Annotated in this window: 20 protein-coding genes; 17 read left to right on the forward strand and 3 right to left on the reverse strand. The window is 37.2% G+C overall.

What is annotated here, in order from left to right:
* Window positions 1-102: 102 nt before the first annotated feature.
* The 15 genes from rimP (at window position 103) to AC2JF9_RS00775 (ending at window position 17,265) form a co-directional block, all read left to right on the forward strand.
* A complete protein-coding gene (gene rimP / locus AC2JF9_RS00705) occupies window positions 103-576 on the forward strand; it encodes a ribosome maturation factor RimP (RefSeq protein ID WP_500724754.1) in 474 nt (157 codons plus the stop codon).
* A gap of 18 nt (window positions 577-594) precedes the next feature.
* On the forward strand, window positions 595-1,824 hold the full coding sequence (gene nusA / locus AC2JF9_RS00710) for a transcription termination factor NusA (RefSeq protein WP_500724755.1): 1,230 nt from the start codon (window positions 595-597) through the stop codon (window positions 1,822-1,824).
* A 21-nt stretch (window positions 1,825-1,845) separates the two neighbouring features.
* Entirely contained in the window at window positions 1,846-2,142 is a 297-nt protein-coding gene (rnpM, locus tag AC2JF9_RS00715; RefSeq protein ID WP_500724756.1) for an RNase P modulator RnpM, read from the forward strand.
* 2 nt (window positions 2,143-2,144) lie between these two features.
* Window positions 2,145-2,456: a L7Ae/L30e/S12e/Gadd45 family ribosomal protein gene (locus AC2JF9_RS00720; protein ID WP_500724757.1), complete on the forward strand. Its 312-nt coding sequence runs from the start codon at window positions 2,145-2,147 to the stop codon at window positions 2,454-2,456.
* A gap of 4 nt (window positions 2,457-2,460) precedes the next feature.
* Complete coding sequence (gene infB / locus AC2JF9_RS00725; RefSeq protein WP_500724758.1) at window positions 2,461-5,115, forward strand: translation initiation factor IF-2; 2,655 nt, start codon at window positions 2,461-2,463, stop codon at window positions 5,113-5,115.
* A gap of 19 nt (window positions 5,116-5,134) precedes the next feature.
* Window positions 5,135-5,497, forward strand: a complete 363-nt coding sequence (locus AC2JF9_RS00730; protein WP_500724759.1) for a ribosome-binding factor A — start codon at window positions 5,135-5,137, stop codon at window positions 5,495-5,497.
* A gap of 46 nt (window positions 5,498-5,543) precedes the next feature.
* The gene (gene truB, locus AC2JF9_RS00735; RefSeq protein WP_500724761.1) at window positions 5,544-6,437 is read left to right on the forward strand and encodes a tRNA pseudouridine(55) synthase TruB; all 894 of its coding nucleotides are present in this window, start codon (window positions 5,544-5,546) and stop codon (window positions 6,435-6,437) included.
* 19 nt (window positions 6,438-6,456) lie between these two features.
* A complete protein-coding gene (gene ribF / locus AC2JF9_RS00740; RefSeq protein ID WP_500724762.1) occupies window positions 6,457-7,389 on the forward strand; it encodes a riboflavin biosynthesis protein RibF in 933 nt (310 codons plus the stop codon).
* Between the two features lie 123 nt (window positions 7,390-7,512).
* The gene (gene hrcA / locus AC2JF9_RS00745; protein WP_500725377.1) at window positions 7,513-8,562 is read left to right on the forward strand and encodes a heat-inducible transcriptional repressor HrcA; all 1,050 of its coding nucleotides are present in this window, start codon (window positions 7,513-7,515) and stop codon (window positions 8,560-8,562) included.
* A 12-nt stretch (window positions 8,563-8,574) separates the two neighbouring features.
* Window positions 8,575-9,156, forward strand: a complete 582-nt coding sequence (gene grpE / locus AC2JF9_RS00750; RefSeq protein ID WP_500724763.1) for a nucleotide exchange factor GrpE — start codon at window positions 8,575-8,577, stop codon at window positions 9,154-9,156.
* 18 nt (window positions 9,157-9,174) lie between these two features.
* Window positions 9,175-11,037 (forward strand): molecular chaperone DnaK, encoded by a 1,863-nt coding sequence (dnaK, locus tag AC2JF9_RS00755; protein WP_500724764.1) that lies wholly within the window; start codon window positions 9,175-9,177, stop codon window positions 11,035-11,037.
* Between the two features lie 78 nt (window positions 11,038-11,115).
* On the forward strand, window positions 11,116-12,255 hold the full coding sequence (gene dnaJ, locus AC2JF9_RS00760; protein WP_500724765.1) for a molecular chaperone DnaJ: 1,140 nt from the start codon (window positions 11,116-11,118) through the stop codon (window positions 12,253-12,255).
* A 175-nt stretch (window positions 12,256-12,430) separates the two neighbouring features.
* Window positions 12,431-14,263 carry a translation elongation factor 4 gene (gene lepA, locus AC2JF9_RS00765; protein WP_500724766.1) on the forward strand — a complete coding sequence of 611 codons (1,833 nt, stop codon included), beginning with the start codon at window positions 12,431-12,433 and terminating at the stop codon, window positions 14,261-14,263.
* A gap of 92 nt (window positions 14,264-14,355) precedes the next feature.
* Window positions 14,356-16,638: a single-stranded-DNA-specific exonuclease RecJ gene (gene recJ, locus AC2JF9_RS00770; protein WP_500725378.1), complete on the forward strand. Its 2,283-nt coding sequence runs from the start codon at window positions 14,356-14,358 to the stop codon at window positions 16,636-16,638.
* 99 nt (window positions 16,639-16,737) lie between these two features.
* Window positions 16,738-17,265 (forward strand): adenine phosphoribosyltransferase, encoded by a 528-nt coding sequence (locus tag AC2JF9_RS00775; RefSeq protein WP_500724767.1) that lies wholly within the window; start codon window positions 16,738-16,740, stop codon window positions 17,263-17,265.
* Between the two features lie 94 nt (window positions 17,266-17,359).
* On the opposite strand, the gene AC2JF9_RS00780 is transcribed toward AC2JF9_RS00775, so the two are convergent.
* Window positions 17,360-18,172 (reverse strand): DUF3862 domain-containing protein, encoded by an 813-nt coding sequence (locus AC2JF9_RS00780; RefSeq protein WP_500724768.1) that lies wholly within the window; start codon window positions 18,170-18,172, stop codon window positions 17,360-17,362.
* A 326-nt stretch (window positions 18,173-18,498) separates the two neighbouring features.
* Here AC2JF9_RS00780 and AC2JF9_RS00785 point away from each other — a divergent pair, with 326 nt between their 5' ends.
* Window positions 18,499-19,014: a GNAT family N-acetyltransferase gene (locus AC2JF9_RS00785; RefSeq protein WP_500724769.1), complete on the forward strand. Its 516-nt coding sequence runs from the start codon at window positions 18,499-18,501 to the stop codon at window positions 19,012-19,014.
* Between the two features lie 112 nt (window positions 19,015-19,126).
* On the opposite strand, the gene AC2JF9_RS00790 is transcribed toward AC2JF9_RS00785, so the two are convergent.
* Window positions 19,127-21,400: an HAD-IC family P-type ATPase gene (locus tag AC2JF9_RS00790; RefSeq protein ID WP_500724770.1), complete on the reverse strand. Its 2,274-nt coding sequence runs from the start codon at window positions 21,398-21,400 to the stop codon at window positions 19,127-19,129.
* A gap of 172 nt (window positions 21,401-21,572) precedes the next feature.
* Here AC2JF9_RS00790 and AC2JF9_RS00795 point away from each other — a divergent pair, with 172 nt between their 5' ends.
* Window positions 21,573-21,917 carry a hypothetical protein gene (locus AC2JF9_RS00795; RefSeq protein ID WP_500724772.1) on the forward strand — a complete coding sequence of 115 codons (345 nt, stop codon included), beginning with the start codon at window positions 21,573-21,575 and terminating at the stop codon, window positions 21,915-21,917.
* Between the two features lie 55 nt (window positions 21,918-21,972).
* Here AC2JF9_RS00795 and eno read toward each other — a convergent pair whose 3' ends face one another.
* Window positions 21,973-23,259, reverse strand: coding sequence for a phosphopyruvate hydratase (eno, locus tag AC2JF9_RS00800; RefSeq protein ID WP_500724773.1), 1,287 nt, complete (start codon window positions 23,257-23,259; stop codon window positions 21,973-21,975).
* Between the last annotated feature and the right edge of the window lie 33 nt (window positions 23,260-23,292).

Here is a 23,292-nt window from a genome sequence, read left to right on the forward strand (position 1 = left end):
TTGCAGTATTTATCTAGTTATGGTATACTTCTTAAAGAAGTTCGAATAAGTGATTCGGAGTGAGCAATTTGTGCTCACTCTTTTTATTACGGAGGAAAGTACTTGGCGAAAGTTAAAGATTCTGTTCTTGCAGAAATCAAGCCCATTATTGCTTCACGCAATGATGAATTGGTGGATATTGAATACGTAAAAGAAAAAGGTCAGAATTATTTAAGAATATACGTTGACCGTGAAAATGGAATAGATATGGATGAAATTGCTGGTCTTAGCGAACTGATTTCAGCTAAGCTTGATGAAATTGAACCTGATCCGTTTCCTGATCCTTACGTTTTAGAACTATCTTCTCCTGGCATCGAGCGTCCAATAAAAACCGAAAACGATTGGCAAGCAGCATTAAATAATTATATTCATGTTGGGCTCTACCAAAAGGTTTCTGGTGAAAAGGAGTTTGAAGGAATTCTGAAGTCATATAATGATGATGAAATCGAACTGGAAGTCAAGATAAAAACAAGACGGAAACAAATAAAGATTCTCCGTAAGTTGATTGCAAATATTCGTTTTGCAATTGAATTTTAGAAAGGCTGATTAAAACTTATGTCTAAAGAAATGCTAGAGGCGTTTGCGACTTTAGAAAAAACCAAGGGTATCAAACAAGACGTTATTGTCGAGGCTATAGAGGCTGCGCTTGTTGCGGCTTATAAAAAGAACTATAATCAAGCAACGAATGTAGTAGTTGAATTTGATAAAAACAAGGGCGACTTTAAATTAATGACCGAGAAAGTTGTGGTTGAAGAGGTTCATGATGACCGGCTCGAAGTCAGTTTAAAAGATGCATTAGTAATAAATAAAGCATATGAGCTTGGCGATACAATTCGCTTTGAAGTTGCTCCTAAGAACTTTGGTCGAATTGCTGCACAAACTGCTAAACAAGTTATTATGCAACATTTGCGTGAAGCTGAAAGAAATCACATCATTAATGAGTATTCACAATATGAAGACGAATTAATTACTGGTACAGTCGAAAGACGCGATAATCGCTTTGTTTATGTTAAAATTGATAATGTCGAAGCTGTAATGCCAAGAAATGATCAAATGCCAAATGAGAATTACAATCCTCAAGATCAAATTCGTGTACTAGTTACCCATGTTGGTTCAGATTCTAAGGGAGCACAAATTACCGTTTCCCGTACAGCACCTGATATGGTTAAACGATTGTTTGAACAGGAAGTTCCGGAAATCTATGATGGAACAGTTGAAATTGTTTCAATCGCTCGGGAAGCCGGTGACCGAACTAAGATTGCTGTTAAGTCAAACGACCCTAATATAGATCCGGTTGGAACTTGTGTTGGTCAGCGCGGAGCCCGTGTGCAAAATGTCGTAAATGAACTCGATGGCGAAAATATTGATGTTGTTAAATATGAAGAAGATCCTTCTGATTTTATTGCTAATGCTTTAAACCCAGCTGAAGTTATTGCGGTTCAGTTTGGTGATGAGGATGATGAAAAGAGTGCATTAGTCATTGTGCCAGACTATCAATTATCGCTTGCTATTGGTAAAAAAGGGCAAAATGTTCGTTTGGCAGCTCGGTTAACTGGGTACAAGATCGATATTAGACCAGAGTCTGAAGTTGAATTTGTTGATGAAACTCCAAATGAGGCTAACGAAGAAAACGAAGATGAGGTAGTTAGTGAGGCTGTAAACGAAGCCGTTGAAGATATAGCTGATTCAGTTACTGATGAAAATAGTTCGATAGCGGACGAAGAAACTGACGAAAATTCAGATTCGGAATTAGTTACTGATGAAGAGGAAGCAACCGACGAATAACAAGTTGAGGGGTGAGTTCTTTTGAAAAAAAGAAGAATTCCAATGCGAAAAGATTTGCTGACAAACAGCATGCAACCAAAAAAAGAACTGGTTCGCATTGTGATTGATAAGGAAAAAAAAGTTTCCGTTGATCCAACTGGCAAAAAGCCAGGACGAGGAGCTTACGTTTCACTAGATCCGAGTATGATTAAGCAAGCCCAGGAAAAGGGTCTGCTTGAAAGAAGTTTAGGATCCAAAATTCCAGATTCGTTTTACGAAGAGTTGTATTCTTATGTAGATCATCAAAAGGCTAGGAAAGAATTGTTTGGTGATAAGTAGATTTGCAAAATAGACAAAAAGCATTAAATTTGCTTGGGCTTGCTGAACGAGCTGGAAAATTAGTTTCAGGACTTGAACTAGTTATTGTTGGTCTAAAAGCTAAAAAAGTTAAAATTGTGGTTTTAGCTAATGACAGTCACGCTGATACGAGCGAAAAACTTTCAAGAGTTGCTCAACAGAACAATGTTAAAGTTATCTCTTGTTTTGATAGTAGAGAAATGTCACAGGCGATTGGTAAAAAACGAAAAGTATTAGGGATTACTGATACAGGTTTTTGCGAAGCGCTAGTACAAAAGATTAATGAAGGAGTGTGATTTGATGGCTAAGAAAAGAATTTATGAAATTGCAAAAGATTTAGGCATCGATAATAAAGACGTGGTCAAAAAGGCGAAAGACCTTGGCTTTGATGTAAAAAACCATATGTCATCACTAGAAGATTCACAAGTAGATCAATTAAAGGGTAGTTTTAGTAAACCCGCTCCCGCTAAGCAGCAAGAGAAACCTGCCAAAAAGAGCAGTAAGATTAAGATTTCTGTTACTTCGATTCGGAAAAATGAAAAAAGTAACGAAGACGGTAAAAGCGCAAAAAGTAACCGGCGTAGCAATAATAACCAGCGCTTTAATAACCGCAATCGTCAAGGGCAAGAGCAAACTCAACAACGTTCTAATCCAAGAAATACGCAAAGAACCCAAAAACCTGCGGCTCAAGATTTACTTAAGCAATTAAAACAAAAGCAGAGAGTTGAAGAAAATACGTTAAACCAACAAGCTGAACAGGCTCATGAGTCTTATATCAATAAGCAAAATAAACAAAAAACTGCCAAAGATGAAGTAAAAACAACTAGAAGGACTGAAGTAAAAGATACTAAAGTTGAAGCCCAAACAACCGAAGTTGTTGGCCCTAAGATTATTAAGCCTTCGCCGGCAAGAATGAAGCAAAGCCAGACTAACTCGAATTCTGATCAGTATAGAGATAGAACGGTTGATACTGCTGCGGTTCCTGAACCAGTCAAAGAAGAAAATCGCCGTGGAAATGGTCACAATTCTCGCAATGGTGGTAAACCTGGTCGTAAAGGGAAAAACCAAGCCTATGGTACAAATAATACCTATTCAAAGCATCAGGAAAAGCGCAAAAATAAAAATAAGAAGCGTCAGGTTGAACAAATACCTAAAAAGCAACCTACTCAAAGAAAAGAGCGTCCATTACCTGAAACTTTAGTTTATGAAGTTGGGATGAATGCGCAAGACTTAGGCAAAACTTTACACCGTGAGCCAGCTGAAATTGTTAAAAAGTTGTTTATGCTTGGTGTGATGACTAACCAAAACCAGTCATTAGATAAAGATGCAATTGAGTTAATTGCCGCCGAATATGGCATAAATGCCGAAGAAAAAGTGCATGAGGACATTGCTGATATTGACAACTTATACAGCAAGCGTATGGAAGCCTCTGAGAAATCTAAGCATCAAATTAAACGTCCACCAGTAGTAACAATTATGGGGCACGTTGACCATGGTAAAACGACTTTGCTCGATCGGTTACGCCATACTCACGTAACTGATCATGAAGCTGGCGGTATTACCCAAAAAATAGGTGCTTATCAAGTCAGATTTGATAACCACTTGATTACTTTTTTGGATACTCCAGGACATGCCGCTTTTTCAAACATGCGTGAACGTGGTGCCGAGATTACTGATATTGTTGTATTGGTAGTAGCTGCTGATGACGGCGTAATGCCACAAACTATTGAAGCAATTGATCATGCTAAGAGTGCGAAAGTTCCGATCATTGTTGCCATTAACAAGATGGATGCACCTGGTGCTAATCCTCAGCATGTTACCGAGCAATTAATGAAGTATAACTTAATTCCAGAGGACTATGGTGGTGACACCATATTTGTAAACATTTCGGCTAAAACAGGTGATAATGTTGATGAATTGTTGCAAATGATACTGTTGCAGGCTGATGTCATGGAACTCAAAGCTGATCCAAAGCAGAAGGCAATCGGAACTGTTATTGAAGCGCGTTTGTCAAGAGGGCGTGGTCCTGTGGCCGATTTACTAGTTCAACAAGGTACTTTGCATACAGGTGACCCAATTGTTGTTGGTAATCGCTTTGGTCGCGTTAGAGTTATGACTAATGATCGTGGTCGTCAGGTTGACAAAGCAACACCATCAATGCCAGTCGAAATTACTGGTTTAAATGATGTGCCAGAATCAGCTGATAAGATTGTTGTCTTTGAAGATGAGAAGACTGCTCGTAGTGTTGGTGAGCAAAGAGCTCAGCAAGCATTGCAACAATCGCGTGAAAATGTACAACATGTTACTCTTGATAATTTATTCGATACAATGAAGAAAGAGAACATGAAAGAAGTTGGCGTGGTCTTGAAAGCAGATGTTCAAGGTTCAGCAGAAGCTTTACAACAATCACTTGAAAAGATTGAAGTTGAAGGCGTGCGGGTAAATATTATCCATGCCGGAGTTGGGGCAGTTAATGAGTCTGATGTTACACTTGCCGGTGCTTCAAATGCATTCATTATTGGTTTTAATGTTCGCCCTACAGCAACTGCTAAATCTCAAGCTGAAACTGATGGTGTTGATATCCGCTTATACAGCATTATTTATAAGGCAATAGATGATGTTAAGGCAGCTATGCAAGGTATGCTTGAACCAACATACGAAGATAAAGTTGTCGGTAATTTGACTGTACGTGAAACTTGGAAAGTATCTAAAGTTGGTACAATTGCTGGAGCTTTTGTTGACTCAGGTTACGTCTCACGGGATGCAGATGTTAACCTAATTCGTGACGGTGTAGTAATTTACAGTGGTAAAGTTGCTTCGCTTAAACGTTTTAAGGATGATGCTAAAATTGTTAAGCAAGGATTCGATTGTGGTTTAACAATTGAAGGCTACAATGACATTAAAGTCGGTGATGAGCTTGAAGCAGTTGAACAGCAAGAAGTTAAACCTAGCTAAGTTTAACTAGGAGGCGAAAATGAAGCACAGAGTGGGTCGCGTTGAAGGAGAAATCCTCCGTGAATTAACTAAAATTTTGCGTAAAGATATTAGAGATCCGCGTGTCAGCGACGTTACAATTACTGCGGTTGAATGCACTAATGATTTATCTTACGCAACTGTATACTACAGCATACTTTCTGAAGACACTGAAAAAGAACAAGAAGTTGCGGCTGGATTGGAAAAGTCTAAAGGCATGATGCGCCATCTGCTCGGTCAAATTTTAACGGTATACAAAGTGCCTGAGCTAATTTTTAAGCGCGACAATTCGGTTAAGTATGGAAGCAAAATCGATCGTTTAATCGCTGAAGTGAAAAAACAGGATGCCGATCGAGATAATTAACAAAAAAAGCGCCGTTTATGGCGCTTTTTTAGATGGATAAGGTAAAATGATAAACGGAATTTTAGTAATCGATAAAGACAAGGGCATGACAAGTGCTGATGTAGTTTACCATTTGCGTAAGGCACTACATATTAAAAAAATTGGTCATGCAGGAACCCTTGATCCAGATGTAACTGGAGTTTTGCCAATTGCGATTGGGCAAGCTACTAAGCTAATTGAATTAATGCATGCGCAAAACAAGAAATACGAAGGAACTGGTATTTTGGGTTATGCAACAGATAGTTATGATGTGAGTGGTACAGTTACGGAGTCCCAAAAGTTGGTTAATCCGATTGCTAAGTCAGAAATTCAGAATAAAATGCAAGACTTTGTTGGTACAATAGACCAGGTTCCTCCGTTATACTCTGCTGTTCGAGTTAATGGTAAACATTTATACGAATATGCTCGTGCAGGTATTGCAGTTGAAAGACCTAAAAGAACTGTTCAAGTTTATTCATATGATATTAAGTCTGAGCCTATTTTTGATCAAAATAGTAACCAAGAAACGTTTGATTTTGAAATTGAATGTAGTAAAGGAACTTATGTAAGGTCACTAGTTAATGACTTGGGCGCAAAGCTTGGCGTTCCGGCAGTTATGCAAACATTGAGACGGACAGCTAGTTCCGGCTTTAACCTTAGTCAAGCAGTCAAGCTAGACGAGATTATCAATAATCCAGCAAAAGCAAACGAATTAGTTCAACCCATTGATACCTTTTTTAAAGACTATGATCAAGTTAACTTAAATCAAGGACAATGGTTAAAGGTTAAAAATGGCAATTCAATCGTTTTGAAAACGGATGCAAAAAGCATTGCGTTACGGTACAATAATAGCATTAAGGCAATATACCAGAAAGATAATGCCGTTTACCGACCATTTTTAATGTTGTTGCAAAACGAATAGGTGGAATGAAGGTTTTATTGTGCAAATTATCCATTTAACTTATCCAATTAAAAAAGAGGTATTCCAAACTAGAATTATTTTAGTTTTGGGCTTTTTCGATGGTGTCCATCGCGGACATCAACATTTAATTAGAATAGCGAAGGATAAGTCGGTTGAAAAGCATCTTCCCTTAGTGGTAATGACTTTTGATCGCCATCCAAAAGAAGTTTATCAAAATACTGATGTAACTTATATTGATAATTTAGCTGAAAAAGCTTATAAGATGGAGAAACTTGGAGTTGATTTTTTAGTGGTGATGCACTTCAATAATCAATTTCGTAAACTAGCGGCTCAAGAATTTGTCGATAATATTATTGTGAAGTTGAAAGCAGATACAGTTGTCGCTGGTTTTGACTATACATACGGTCCTAGAGATATTGCTAATATGGCTAATTTCCCTAAATTTGCTAAAAACAGATTCAAGATTGTTGACGTTCCCAAGCAATCATATGAGGGGCAAAAAATTGGTTCAACTGAGATCAAAAAAGCGATAACTGCGGGTAATATGGGTCTTGCTGAAGAATTGCTTGGTGAACCATATGTAATGTCAGGAACTATCGGTCATGGACTCAGGAATGGTCATAAGCTTGGATTTCCAACTGCTAATCTAGTATGGACAGGAAGTAAAGTTATTCCTAAAGTAGGAGTTTATGCTACCAAAACCAAAATTGATGGTCAATGGTACGAGTCAATGACAAGCGTCGGTTATAATGTAACGATTCATGATAGTAAAAAAATCTTTATTGAATCTAATCTGTTTGGTTTTGATGAAGAAGCATACGATAAAGATATGGTCATTGCTTGGTACAAATATACCCGTGGTGAAATTAAGTTCGACAACTTAAAAGATCTGAAAAAGCAGATGGAACAAGATGAATTGGAAATAAAGAAATATTTTGCTGAAAAAGGCTAAAACTCAGCAATTAAATTTATTTACAATTTTTTTAGCACTCAGCTTGACATTCTGCTAAAAGCTAGTATCATAATAATTGTTAGCACCGAAGAAGTATGAGTGCTAAAAGTGAGGGCGATGTTTATGTTGACCGAACGTCAAGAATTAATTTTAAAAACAATTATTAACGATTTTACGCAGACACACGATCCGGTCGGTTCTAAGACTGTCATGAATCAACTGCCAATCAAGGTTTCGAGTGCAACTATTCGCAATGAAATGGCTGTTTTGGAAGATAAAGGTTTGCTTGAAAAAACACACCTTTCGAGTGGGCGAGTACCATCAACTGAAGGTTATCGTTATTATCTTGATAACTTGCTTGAACCTTTGCAGATTCCATCTTCTGTTTATGAAAAAATTGGAAGTCAGTTGGATCAACCTTTTCATCAAGTTAATGAGATTGTTCAAGAAGCTGCAAAAATTTTATCTGATTTAACCAATTATACAGCTTTTGCCGAAGGTCCTGAAAGTAGTGCTCTAACTATTACTGGTTTTCGAATTGTACCACTGTTTAGTCGTCAGATTATGGCAATTTTAGTTACCAGTGACGGCAATGTACATAATCAGGTTTATAGTTTGCCGTATAATGTATATGGTGATGAAATCGAGAAAGCTGTGCGGATGATTAATGATGAGTTAGTTGGAAAGACTTTAGATGAAGTCACTCCATCCTTGCTCAATAGTACGTTGGGGAAGAGACTCACTAATAATCATGCAACGGAGTTAATTGATCTAGTAGAAGATGTTATTAATGATGCTGCTAGTGAACAGATGTATGTTGATGGGCAAATTAATTTGCTTAATAACACGTCTTTAGCCGATGCATCTAGTTTGCGCTCATTATACGAACTGATTGACCATAATGATCTGATTTCTAGTATTTTGGATGAAACTGCGACTTCTCAGGGTGGCAAGTATCCAATTCGGGTTAGTCTGGGTTCAGAATTGTCAAATGACTTGTTAAAAGATTATAGTCTGCTTACGGCAGAGTACAGCGTCGGCTCACATGGTAAAGGAGTAATCGCTTTACTTGGCCCTAACAATATGCCTTATTCGCAAGTAATTAGCCTTTTAGAGTATTTCAGAAACGAATTGGCTAAAAAGTTACTCGAATATTATGGTAGATTTAAGTAAAGGAGGTTAGCCGTGAGTAAGGATAAATATATTAGCGAAAAAGATCTTAATAAAGAACAGACTGAAGAAAAATCTAAGTCGAGTAAAAAAGCTAAAGTAGACACTATGGCTGACGAAAAAAAATCCCCTGAGAAACAAATCAAGGAAGAATTATTAAAGGCACAAGAAGAAAAGAAAAACTTGGAAGATAAGTTTTTACGTAGTCAAGCGGAAATACAGAATATGCAAAACCGCTATAATAATGAACGTGCCCAACTAATAAAGTATGAATCGCAATCACTAGCTAAAGATGTTCTACCAGCTATGGACAATTTAGAACGAGCTTTAGACACTGAAGTTGATGATGATGCTTCAAGACAGCTTAAAAAGGGAGTTCAAATGACTCTAGATGCTCTAGTTAAAGCGATGAAAGATCATGGCATTAGCGAAATTGACGCTGAAGGTGCCAAATTTGATCCTAATTTACACCAAGCTGTTCAAACAGTTGAAGCTGAAACTGATGAACAAAAAGACCATGTTGTTCAAGTATTACAAAAAGGATATTTATATAAAGACCGTACATTAAGACCAGCAATGGTTGTTGTTGCACAGTAATTGAAAGGAAGATTATTAATGTCAAAAGTTATCGGTATTGACCTCGGAACTACTAACTCTGCAGTTGCCGTTCTTGAAGGAAAAGAACCAAAGATTATTACTAACCCAGAAGGGAATCGTACCACTCCATCTGTAGTTGCCTTTAAAGATGGTGAAATTCAAGTTGGTGAAGTTGCAAAAAGACAAGCAATTACTAATCCAAACACAATTTCTTCAATTAAGCGTCATATGGGTGAAGCTGATTATAAAGTTAAGATAGGTGACAAAGCCTATACTCCTCAAGAAATTTCAGCAATGATTTTACAATATATCAAGAAATTTTCTGAAGATTATTTAGGTGAAAAGGTTACTGAAGCAGTTATTACTGTTCCGGCCTACTTTAATGATGCGCAACGTCAAGCTACTAAAGATGCTGGTAAGATTGCTGGTTTGGAAGTTAAGCGAATTATCAATGAGCCAACTGCATCTTCACTTGCTTATGGTCTTGATAAAGATGCCGAAGATGAAAAAGTTTTGGTATACGACCTCGGTGGTGGTACCTTCGATGTTTCTGTTCTACAATTAGGTGATGGAGTCTTTCAAGTACTTTCAACCAATGGTGACACTCACCTTGGTGGTGATGATTTTGATAATAAGATTATTGACTGGCTCGTCAAGAATTTTAAAGATGAGAATGGTGTTGATCTTTCTAAAGACAAGATGGCTTTGCAACGACTAAAGGACGCTGCTGAAAAAGCTAAGAAAGATTTGTCTGGCGTGTCTTCAACTCACATTTCTCTTCCGTTTATTTCTGCTGGTGAGTCAGGTCCGCTTCATCTAGAAGCTGATTTAACTCGTGCTAAATTTGATGAATTAACATCTGACTTAGTTGACCGTACTAAAGTTCCATTTGACAATGCACTGAAAGATGCTGAATTAACAGTTAATGATATTGATAAGGTTATCTTGAATGGTGGTTCTACTCGTATTCCTGCTGTTCAAGAAGCAGTTAAGAAATGGGCTGGTAAAGAACCTGATCACTCAATCAATCCTGATGAAGCTGTTGCTTTGGGTGCTGCAATTCAAGGCGGAGTTATTTCTGGTGACGTTAAAGATGTTGTTTTGTTAGATGTTACGCCACTTTCACTTGGTATTGAAACAATGGGTGGAGTTTTCACCAAGTTGATTGAAAAGAATACAACTATTCCAACTTCAAAGAGTCAAATCTTTTCAACTGCTGCTGATAATCAACCTGCCGTTGATGTTCACGTATTACAAGGTGAACGTCCAATGGCTGCTGATGATAAGACTTTAGGACGTTTTGAATTAACTGATATCCCTGCTGCTCCTCGTGGTGTGCCACAAATTCAAGTTACTTTCGACATTGATAAGAACGGAATCGTAAATGTTTCTGCTAAAGACATGGGCACTGGAAAAGAACAAAAGATTACCATTAAGAGTTCATCCGGATTATCTGACGAAGAAATTCAAAAGATGCAAAAAGAAGCCGAAGAACATGCTGAAGAAGATAACAAGAAGAAAGAAGAGGTTGATCTTCGTAACGAAGTTGACCAATTAATCTTCTCAACTGAAAAGACTTTAAGTGAAGTTAAGGATAAGGTATCTGAGGATGATACGAAGAAGGTTCAAGAAGCTTTAGATGCATTAAAGAAGGCTCAAAAAGACAATGATCTTGACGAAATGAAAGCTAAAAAGGATGAACTATCAAAAGTTGCTCAAGACTTAGCTGTTAAGTTATATCAAGCTAATGGTGGAGATCAAGGTGCAGCTGGTCAAGCTGGTCCACAGGCAGGCCCACAAAACCCAGGCTCACAAGATGGCAACGCAAATAATGGTTCAGCTGATGAAGGTGAATTTCATAAAGTAGACCCAGATAAGTAAAGGGTTTATAATTGAATAAACTAGAAAAGAACTGCCGTATAAGTAGTTCTTTTCTTTTGGAAAGTAAGGAGCTTTTAGATGGCACAAGAAGATTATTATAATGTGCTAGGCGTTGATCGAAATGCTAGTGATAAAGAAATTAATTCTGCGTACCGTAAATTAGCCAAAAAATACCATCCAGACATTAATCATGAGCCAGGTGCGGAACAAAAATATAAAGAAATTAACGAAGCTTATGAAGTCTTACATGATCCGCAAAAGCGTTCCCAATATGACCAATTCGGTTCTGCTGGAGTAAATGGTCAAGGCGGTTTTGGCGGCGGAGCAGGTCAGGGCTACAGCGATTTTGGCGGTTTCGGTGACTTTGGCGATATCTTTAGTGATTTGTTCAATAATGCTGGTACTTCGAGTCATGTTGATCCAAAAGCGCCTAGTCGTGGAGAAGATCTTGATTACACCCTAACAATTGACTTTATGGATGCAATCAATGGTAAAAAGACCCAGGTTTCTTACACGCGTAGTGAGATTTGCTCAACTTGTCACGGTAATGGTGCTGCAAAGGGTACGCAGCCGATTATTTGTGATAAATGCAATGGTAGTGGCTTTATAACGGTTAGCCAAAAATCAATGATTGGAGTTATTCGCCGGCAAACCGCCTGCGACAAGTGTCGTGGACGAGGCGTGATTATTGAGCATCCATGTCCAACTTGTCACGGCAATGGGATTGTTGATGGTAAAAACACAATTGAAGTTAATATTCCAGCTGGTATTGATAATGGCCAACAGTTACGCTATGAAGGTCAAGGCGAAGCTGGTAGAAATGGCGGCCCATACGGAGACTTATATATTAGCTATCGAATAAAACCTTCTAAGGACTTTGAGCGTAATGGCAGTACCATTTATACTACGGTACCAATTTCGTTTGCTCAAGCTACTTTAGGTGATGAGATAAATGTTAAAACCGTTCATGGTGAAAAGAAGTTAAAGATTCCGGCAGGAACGCAGCCGAATAAGAAGTTTACTTTACACAATGAAGGTGTACCTTATTTACGTGGTAACGGTAATGGGGATCAAATTACCACCATTCAGGTTCAGATACCTAAGACGATTAATGAGAAACAAAAACAGGCGTTAGTTGATTTTGTTAAAGCAGGTGGAGGCTCAATCACTCCACAAGAAAAAGGCTTTTTCGAAAGATTAAAAGAGAAATTACAGTAACACGGTTTTTGACCAATCATTTTAGTGGAGTTTAATAAACAATTAAGCGTCAGGCTTTTAAGTAGCTTGACGCTTTTTTAGATATAAACCAAAATAATAGTTTTCTTCAATTCGTTTTATACCTACTATTGAATTTGCTATAATAGTAAAGACAGAAAAAGGGTGCAAATAATTTATGGATATTAAAAAACTGCAAGACTATCAACAGCATATTCGCAACTTTTCGATTGTAGCGCACATTGATCATGGTAAATCGACTATTGCGGATCGAATTTTAGAATTAACGGATACAGTTTCTGAGCGTCAATTAAAGAATCAAATGCTTGATGATATGCCTCTTGAGCGTCAACGAGGCATTACGATTAAAATGAACTCAGTTGAAATCAAGTATCATGCTAAAAATGGTGAAGATTATATTTTTCACTTAATCGATACTCCGGGACACGTTGACTTTTCCTATGAAGTATCGCGTTCCCTGGCTGCATGTGAAGGTGCGCTTTTAGTGGTTGATGCTTCACAAGGGGTGCAAGCGCAGACGCTTGCTAATACCTATTTGGCAATTGATAATGACTTAGAGATTTTACCTGTAATTAATAAAATTGATTTACCATCAGCTAATCCAGAACAGGCCAAAGAAGAAATTACGGAAATGCTTGGTATCGATGCTTCAAACGCTGCTGAAGTTTCTGGAAAAACTGGTCAGGGAATTGAAGAATTACTTGAGCAAATTGTGCAGACAATTCCAGCCCCTGATGGCAATTTAGAAGATCCATTAAAAGCACTGATTTTTGACTCTAAATATGATGACTATCGTGGTGTCGTTTTATCTGTGAGAATTAAAGAAGGAACTGTTCAACCCGGTGATCGTATTAAAATTATGAACACCGACAAAGAGTACGAAGTTACCGAGGTTGGAGTTTCCAGTCCGCATCCAGTCAAAAAGGACATCTTGATTGCTGGTGACGTAGGCTATTTAACTGCTAATATTAAGTCAGTTCGCGAAACTGGAGTTGGTGACACGATTACTTCGGCTGCACATCCTACGGCGGAACCACTACCTGGTTATCGTCAGATTCCTCCGATGGTATACTCTGGTATGTACCCGGTGGACAATTCTAAGTATGATGACTTAAAAGAGGCTTTACAAAAGTTGCAGTTAAATGATGCGGCTTTAGAGTTTGAGCCGGAAACATCCACCGCGCTGGGTTTTGGTTTTCGCTGTGGGTTCTTGGGACTATTGCATATGGATGTAGTTCAAGAACGTTTAGAGCAAGAATTTGATCTTGATTTAATAATGACAGCTCCTTCGGTTGACTACCACGCGATTATGAATGATGGCTCGACTAAAATTATTGATAATCCATCAGATTTACCGTCGGCTGGAGAATATAAAGAGGTACAGGAACCTTATGTGAAAGCTGAGGTAATGGTGCCAAATGACTTTGTTGGTCCAGTTATGGAGTTATGCCAGAAAAAGCGCGGCGATTTTGTAACAATGGATTACTTGGATAAGTATCGGGTAAATGTAATTTACAATATGCCACTTGCGGAAATCATTTATGATTTTTTTGATGATTTAAAATCTTCTACAAAAGGTTATGCTTCATTAGATTATGAAATAACTGGTTATCGTGCAACGGACCTAGTAAAAATTGATATTTTGCTTAACAAGCAGGTAATTGACGCATTAAGCTTCATAGCTCATAGGGATGAAGCGCAAAATCGCGCTCGTCAAATGACTTCGCTTTTAAAGAAATTAATTCCTCGACAGAACTTTGAGGTCGATATTCAGGGCGCCATTGGGGCAAAAATAATTTCTCGTGCAACAGTTAAACCATATCGAAAGGATGTTACCTGGAAGATTCATACCGGTGATCCAGATCGACGAGCAAAGCTATTAGAAAAACAAAAACGCGGTAAGAAACGGATGAAAGCAGTCGGTCGTGTTGAAGTTCCTCAAGATGCGTTTATGGCTGTATTGCGAATGAACGATGATGATTTAAATTAGTTATTTTTGGGCGGTTTAAAAAACTGCCTAATTTTAGTTTAATCCCAACTCATAATGATTCACTTTTTAGAAAAAGGCTTAATAATTAAATGATAGACTGGAAACAACGCTCTGGAGCAGAGTTAGACCCCAAGTTAGTAGAAAAATATCAGCTTAGTGAAATTCAAGCTAAGTTATTTTCTTTGCGTGATGTTAACACTGATGAGAAATTAAACTTTTGGTTCAACGCTACGGAAAATGACCTTGCTGATCCTTCCTTGATGCATGATATGTCAAAAGCAGTTGAACGGATTAATCAAGCAATTGACAATGGTGAAAAAATCACTATTTATGGTGACTATGATGCTGATGGCATCACAGCTACTACTATTATGATGGAAACCTTAAGTATTCTTGGTGCTGATGTGGATTTTTATATTCCTAATCGCTTTAGTGATGGTTATGGTCCTAACCTTAATGCATATAAGAAAATTGTTGCTAATGGCACCAAACTTATCATTACGGTAGATAATGGTATTACAGGCATTGAAGAAGTCGCCTATGCTAAAAGCAATGGTGTAGATACGATTATTACTGATCACCACAAGATTCAGGAAAAAATTCCCGAAAGTTATGCACTAGTTCATTGCAACTATCCTGGTCAAACTTATCCATTTGATGACTATTGCGGCGCGGGTGTTGCATATACAATTTGCCGAGAATTGATGCAAGATTCAATGAGCGAACTACTTGAACTAGCAATGATTGGTACAATAGGCGACATGGTTAAGGTTTCTGGAGAAGGGCATATTATTGTTAAACGTGGTTTAGAAGTGCTTAATCAAACTGAAAGACCTGGTCTTCGTGCTTTAATTAAAAATGCTGGTCTAAATCTGGGACAAATTAATGAAACTGATGTAGGTTTTAATATCGCTCCGCGTTTAAATGCAGTTGGTAGGCTCGATAATGCCAGCTTGGCAGTTGATCTTCTTTTAAGCGAAAATGAAGAAGAAGCGCAGAGCCTAGCAGATCAAATTGAGCAGCTAAACGAAACTCGTAAAGAACTTACTGAGGAAGTTTTTCAAAGCTGTTTGAAGCAAATTAAATCAAATGGTTGGCAGACTAAAAATACTCTGGTTATTTATGATCCTGATTTTCATGAAGGAGTTCTGGGTTTAGTGGCAAATAAACTTGTTGAACAAGTTCATAAGCCAACAATTGTGTTAACTAAAAATGCTGCCGGTCAAATTAAAGGTTCTGGGAGATCAATTTCTGGTTTTAATTTGTTTAATGCACTTGATCCATTAAAAAACGAACTTTTTACTAAATTTGGTGGTCATGATTTTGCTTGTGGTTTGTCAATGACCGAAACAAAGATAGAGCCCTTAAGAGAGGCCTTTGAAGGTAGTTTTACTGGTAAAAAGACAAATGTGGTTGAATACTATGATTTTGAGCTGCCGCTTGCAAATCTTAGTGTTGATACGATGGCTGAAATTAACCAAGTAGGTCCCTTTGGAACAGATAATATTCAGCCAGTTTTTAGCATTACTCATCCCAATATCAATAGCTGTTTTTTCATGGGCAAGGACAAAAGCCACATTAAATTAACCGTGTCCAGAAATAATAACAAGCTAGAAGTCGTTGGCTTTAATAAAAAATATCTTACCAGAACGCTTTTACCATATATTGATCAAATTTTTATTCAGCTGGGAGAGAATTGTTATCGCAACCAGGTTAATCTTCAAGGAATAATGAAGGGAATGATTTTTTCGGCACCAAGATCTAGCATTGCTATACCCGCCGTTATTGATCTTCGTCAAGAAGAATACGTGATGGGGTTTGCGGATAAGTACCTACTGTTTGATGAAAAGAACAAAGCAATTGCAATTAACCGCTATGATATCGACCCTGAAAAGGTTACTTTGATAAATGAATACAACAGCGAAGGAGAAGTTGTTGTATTCTTAGATGTTCCGCATAACCAAAAAGAGTTTGATTTGGCATTAGATAATAATAGCTTTGAGCAGTTATATCTTCGGTTTTTACTTGATCAGCTCCCGGTGCAGCATATACCTGATAAATTATCCTTTGAACAGGTTTTAAAGTATGTGCATCAACATCCGGGATTATCAGCGGAAGATTATCGTCAAGTTGCACCATTTTTGAATCTCGATTATCGCAATCTTCTATTTATTTTGCGTGTTTTCTTTGAATTGAAATTTATCAAAATGGAGCAAGGCAAAATATATGCTATTCCTAATCCCGCAAAAAAACCGTTAAACTCGTCTAAGTATTTTTGCGCAACTCACTCGCAAATCAACTTTGTTCAAGAAATCAGACAAATGTCGACTTCAAAGTTATTACAGTATGTAAATCAACACTTAAAACCACATTAGTTCTTGGCATTTAATGCTTTTATTGCGAAAGTCTGCTAGAATAAGTAGGTCAAAAGAAGCTTTAGAAAAGCAATTAGAGTTTTGGAGGATTTTCTTCTTATGACAAACAATTTTGAAAAACACATTGCAAGTGTTAAGGACTTTCCCAACAAGGGCATTATCTTTCGTGATATTACCCCGATACTGCAAGACGGTAAGTTGTTTCAAGAAGCCACTCATAAATTGGCTGAATACGCTAAAAGTAGAGGGGCTGATGTAATCGTTGGTCCTGAAGCTCGTGGCTTTATCGTTGGTTGTCCAGTTGCAACTGAATTAGGAATTGGGTTTGTTCCTGCGAGAAAGCCACACAAGCTTCCTCGTGAAGTTGAACGTGCTTCTTATGACTTGGAATATGGTTCAAATAGTCTGGAAATGCACAAAGATGCATTTAAACCTGGTCAGAAAGTAGTTATCTGTGATGACTTACTGGCTACTGCTGGTACTTTACGGGCATGTAAGCAATTAGTTGAAGATCTTGGTGCTGAATTAGTCGGTGCTGCCTTCTATGTTGAACTTCCTGACTTAAAAGGAAAAGAAAAATTGCCGGGTCTTGATGTATATTCACTCGTGCAATTTCATGGTGCTTAAGAAAAGAAAAAACCGATGATAGTTTCATCGGTTTTTTCTTTGTTTTTAAATAGTTGAGTAACTATATTTTAAGGCTGCTAGCTTTATTTACTAACTACTTTAAGCCTTTTTCTTTTTTTAATAAGAGCTGATTATTCGTAAACCACAGTATTACTTCTGATTTTTTGGATTTGCCATTAATACCTGTTGACCAGTATGCTGTTATAGAATAGTCTTCTTTTTTGTGATTTTTATCAGGCTCTGAAGCAAGGATTGTCAAATTATCAGGCATACCGTATTTTTTGATAAACGCTGTGTATTTAGTAGGTTCTTTTTTAAAGTCACTTAAATCACTAAGTGACTTGTATGCTTTAAGATCCAATTTATGACCACGTGAATTCCAACGAAAATTAGCTGACTGAACTTTAAAAGCAATATCGTTTTTGAAATAAACAACTACCATAATATCCTTAAATTTCCAGCTTTTTGCCTCAATTTTGTCTTTTGAAGTTGGATTTATTTTAATAGAACCTGATGGCTTAGAACCAAACATAGAGGCAACCTCTTTAGAGTTTGCTCTTCTGCCTTTATCTTTATTCAGAATAATGTTGTAAAAAATTTCCCAGATGACAAAGTTGCCTTTACTGGTTTCATCTCCAAAGCGATTTCTGTAAACACCGGGTTTATCGGTTTCAACACTATCAAATGGACCCTTTGCTCTCTTTTTTGCTTTTTGTTCAACTTTAATAGAATTATTGGCATTATTAGAGTTTTTACTCTTTCTGTTTATTAAAAACCAAGAACCAATTATCAAAATAACAATTGCAATTGCGAGTGCAATCCAGAACCAGCTTTTTTTATACAATGGCTTTTGGTTAGAGTTTGAGCTTAAACTTGAACTATGTTCATTATTATTTTTTTTATCCACTTTAGACTCCATTTTTTATAGATATGACCATTTGTTAAAGAACAATTTAATCTTATGTCATCACTAGTTAATTTGCAATATATATTTGAAACCTTGGTAAGTAAAATAGACGTGCTTTTACAAGGAAAACATTTTTGAGTTTGCAGACTATTTTTAAAATCTAAATTATTTAAGTAATTATTCTAAATAAAAGCCGCTTTACAACAGTAAAAACGGTATTTTATTTTTATCAAAATTTTTTTGAAATTAAGAGATAAAACTTTTTACAAGACGAGGTCGAATATATATAATGGTACAGTATTTCAAAAAAAGGAGAATAGAATAATTTGCAATTAAGAAGAGCAACTATGGCCGATTTTGACCAAATTATAACTATTTTAAAAGACGGAGCTAATCAGTTAGCAGAAAGAGGTGTCGATCAATGGCAAGGTGTTTATCCTTCAACTGATCAGATTAAAGAGGATATCCAAAACGGCTGGGCATACTTGGCTGTTTCCAATGATCAAGAAACAGTAGGAGCAATTGCCGTTGTTGATGGTCCTGATCATGTTTATGATCATTTAAGTGGTCATTGGCTATGTAATACAGACAATTATGTGGTCATTCACCGTGTAGCAATTAAGTCTGAGCATGCTGGAAAAGGGTATGCTACGCAGTTATTAGATTCTGTAATTCAAGAAGCTAAAGAACGCGAACAGGTTGATTCAATTAGAATAGATACCCATGAAAATAATAAGGCCATGCAGCATTTAATTAATAAAATGGGCTTTACACGTGTAGGAGAACTTCATGGAGTTTATCGTCCAAAAGAAACTTCTTATGTATACGAGATGAAAAAATAACTGTTTTTAAAAGGAAAAGATCCTAATTGTGATCTTTTATTGTTTACAGCATTTATTTAGAATAAAAAAGCTGAGCCTAATCGAAAAGGCTCAGCTTTTTAGATATTGCAATTTATCTGTTTTTCATGATTGGTTGATAGAACAAGTCGATGACAATTGCTGCCAGTAAAGCAACAATGAAGACTAATAACAAGTTTAGCCAATTAATTTTAGTCATAGCAATGCCAAATAATGCAAGAATAATTGTCAAAATAATATCACCTAACTGTGTCAGTCCAACCGCTTTTGAAGGATAATCCTGCCAAAAGTAGCGCTTTGTTCTAGTGATTAAAATGATAAACATTGCACTCAAGACCAGGTATACATAAACCATCGTTGAAATAGTGCCATGATTCCAGCCATGCGTATTAAGGTAGGCAATTGCCACAATACCAACAATTGTCCAACCAGAAGCCAGGGAAAATGCAATTTTCGCTAGTTTGGCCATGTTCCAGTTTTCTGGTTTGTAAGTAATATGAGTGCGATCAGTACCAATCATCATGGTTACCATATTATTCATAATCGTGTAAATGACCATTGCATTTAGTGCCATTGGGATATAGTCAAAGAACAGATAGCCAAAAGTTAACAGCATAGTAAGCTGGGCAGTTCTAGCCAACTTAGTTAAAGACCAAGTTGTCATCCTTTGATAAACGCGATGTCCCGCGTCTAATATTTTAACAATTGAGGTAAGACCATCATTAAGTAAAACCATCTTGCCAGAACGTTTGGCTACGTCAGCAGCATTGGAAACTGCTATCCCAACTTCAGCTTGGCGTAGGGCAGGTGAGTCATTAACCCCGTCACCAGTCATACCGACAATGTATCCTTCCTTTTGAAAGAATTTAACCATCCGTAATTTATCTTCAGGTAAAACGTCAGCAATACCGGCTAGCTGACTAGTATCAGTATTATCAGTAAAATCGTGAATTGAAATAACGTCGCCTTTAAGACCAACTTCTTGGGCAACTGCTTGGGCGGTCTTTTGGTTGTCACCGGTTAGCATAATTGGTAAAACGCCACGTTTTTTAAGTTCAGCAAGAGCTGCTTTTGAATCAGGACGAACTTTATCTTGAAGAATAAACACACCTGCTAATTTGTCATCAACCAGCAATGCAACTGAACGTCCTGCACCAAAGTCGATATCTTTCACTTTGGCACTAGCTGTTGAGTCAATCAGGGACAACTGCTTAAATGATCCTAGTTTGACATTATGACCTTCTATATTGGCCATTGAATAACCTGTGCTTGAAGTAAAAGGAGTGAAATCGTCGCTCGTTTTTATTGTCAAACCAAGTTCCGAAACATAATCATCAATCGCATTATCAATGATCTTTTTATTTCTTTGGTCAGTTGCGGCGGAGGCAAGTTCAAGCAGGGTGGTATTGTCTATATCGCTAAAATTTGTCCAACTAGCAACCGCAGTTTTATTTTCAGTAATCGTGCCAGTTTTATCAAGCAGCAATAGATTTAGGTTAGCAGCATCTTGAATACCTGTTAAATCAGAGGTTAAGACGCCTTCTTTACTTAATCTTGTAGCTTCAAATGAATTTGAAAGGGCAAAGGTTGAAGGCATAGCTACAGGAATTGAAGCGATGAACATCATTGCCAAAAACGGTAGCATATTAATGAAATTATTAAAATCGCCGCCCTTAAAGAACGAGGCAATAATAATTACTAGAGTTAAAATTCCGTCTAAGATACATAAATAGTAAATAATTTTAGTTAATAGCTGTTGTAAATGTCCTGGTGCAGCTGAATTGTTGATTAAGTTGATGGTTTTACCGGAACGAGAATTAGCCCCAGTTGCCGTAACTACTGCTAAGCCGTTTCCATCAACGATAGTGGTGCCCGCAAAGCCTGTATCATTGATACCTTTTTTAACGGTTTTAGCTTCACCCGTAATTGAGCTTTCATCAAAAGAAACTTGACCACTGATTAATTTAACGTCTGCAGCCAGAACATCACCGGCTTGAACACTAATTAAATCTCCAACTACGAGGTATTTAGAATCAATATTCTGCCATTTGCCATCACGTTGAACAGAAACTTTCGGAGTCAGTTTATGTGATATATTATTTAGAACCGTTCGTGATTGCTTTTTCTTTGAAGCGCCATTCCAAGCAGCAAATAGCAACATTAATAAAACAAATAAAGATTGCACCCATTTGCCCAAAATACACTCTAAAATTAATGCGGCTTCTAAGATCCAAGCTGACAAATTCCATAATTTAGATAAAAATTCCTTGAAGAAGTTGAATTGAGGTTCCGGAACTTCGTTTAATCCATCTTGTTTAAGGAGCTTATCTGCTTCGGCTTGCGTTAAACCATCATTTTTTTCAGCCATAATTTACCTTCCTTAACTAAATAATTCATAATCTAAGTTAGCACAATTGTACTGCTATTTCTAGCAAATAAGAAAAGCACATGCCTCCAATCACGAAATTTAAAAAGTGTTTGAAATACTAGCGCACTATTACAACAAAGACAAAATAAAATTATTGATAGAGGAGTAGTTTATGTCAATTAGAAAATCAGCCGGAATAGTAATTGGCATTATTTTAGTTTTAACGAGTTTACCAATGATGATTCATAACTCACTAACCGATAGAATTAACCCGATTGTTCAAGAAACTATTATTTGTGCTGAAGTTCCAAAAAGCACGCAAAAATATACTATGTTCAAGCATTTAACCAAAAAACGCCAAGCAAAAGGATTAAAAAAACTCGTCAATAATGGCGAGTTTTTTTATTTAAACGCAACTTATCAGAATGGTGTGATATCAGACTGTTTTTTAGTCAATTCACTTTATTCAGTTTGTATCTTCTTCAAATTTTACCATAATAGACAACATATAAAATAAGCAAACAAAAAGCCTGCAGTACTTGCAAGCTTTTGTTTTTAATAGCTTAAACTAATTAATCTTTGTCAACGCTATCTGGAAAAGTAGCTAAACGTTCGCCATCACCGAGTTCTTCTTCGATTTCAAGTAAACGGTTATACTTTTCAACACGTTCTGAACGTGCTGGAGCACCAGTCTTAAGTTGACCACCATTGATTGCAACGGCGAAGTCAGCGATAAAGGTATCACCAGTTTCACCTGAACGGTGAGAAATCATGGTGTTGTAACCATTCTTACGAGAAAGACGAATAGTTTCCAAAGTTTCAGTAACAGTACCGATTTGGTTCAATTTAATTAATGAAGCGTTACCCGCACCTTCCTTGATAGCTTTAGTTAAAAGCTTAGGGTTAGTGCAAATGAAGTCATCTAAAACAATTTGAATTCTGTCTTTATGACTCTGGGTAAACTTAATCATACCTTCAACATCGTTTTCATCATATGGGTCTTCAATCGAAATTAATTCAGGGAACTCATCGAGTAGCTTGTCGTAGTATGCTGCTAATTGATCATCATCAAATACTTTGCCTTCAAAGTGGTATTTGCCGTCTTCTTTGTTGTAGAAGTACGAAGCAGCACAGTCACAAGCAATAGCAATGTCTTCACCAGGCTTATAACCTGCTTTAACAATCGCATCATGAAGGGCTTGTAAAGCTTCTTCAGAGCTCTTCATGCTAGGAGCAAAACCACCTTCGTCGCCAAGGCCAGTTTCGTAACCCATGTCTTCAAGAACCTTCTTTAAAGTATGGTATGTGTTAACGATCTTTTCAAAACCATCACGGAATGATGTCTTTTTAACTGGCGTAATCATGAATTCTTGAACATCAATACCGTTGTCAGCATGCTCACCACCGTTAATAACGTTGTGGAAAGTTTGTGGCATTTCAAGATCAGTACCGCCAAGGTATCTGTATAATGGTTGGTTGCTGTCTTTAGCAGCTGCATCTGCAGTTGCCATTGAAACACCTAAAATAGCGTTAGCACCAAGCTTAGCTTTATTTGGCGTACCATCTAATTCAATCATTACCCGATCGATATTAGCTTGGTCGTGAGGGTCTAAACCCTTTAAAGCTTTAGCAATTTCAGTATTAACATTGTTAACAGCTTTGGAAACACCTTTACCGCCAACACGTTTACCGCCATCACGCAATTCAACCGCTTCGTTTTCACCAGTTGAAGCACCTGATGGAACTTCAGCCTTTCCTACGACACCGTTTGAAAGAGTAACAAAAGCTTCTACAGTTGGGTTACCACGTGAATCATAGATTTCCAGTGCATGAACATTTTCAATGACTGATTTTAACATCTAAAAACCTCCTAAATAATAAATGCTGTACTA

This window comes from Lactobacillus sp. C449L, assembly GCF_059900815.1.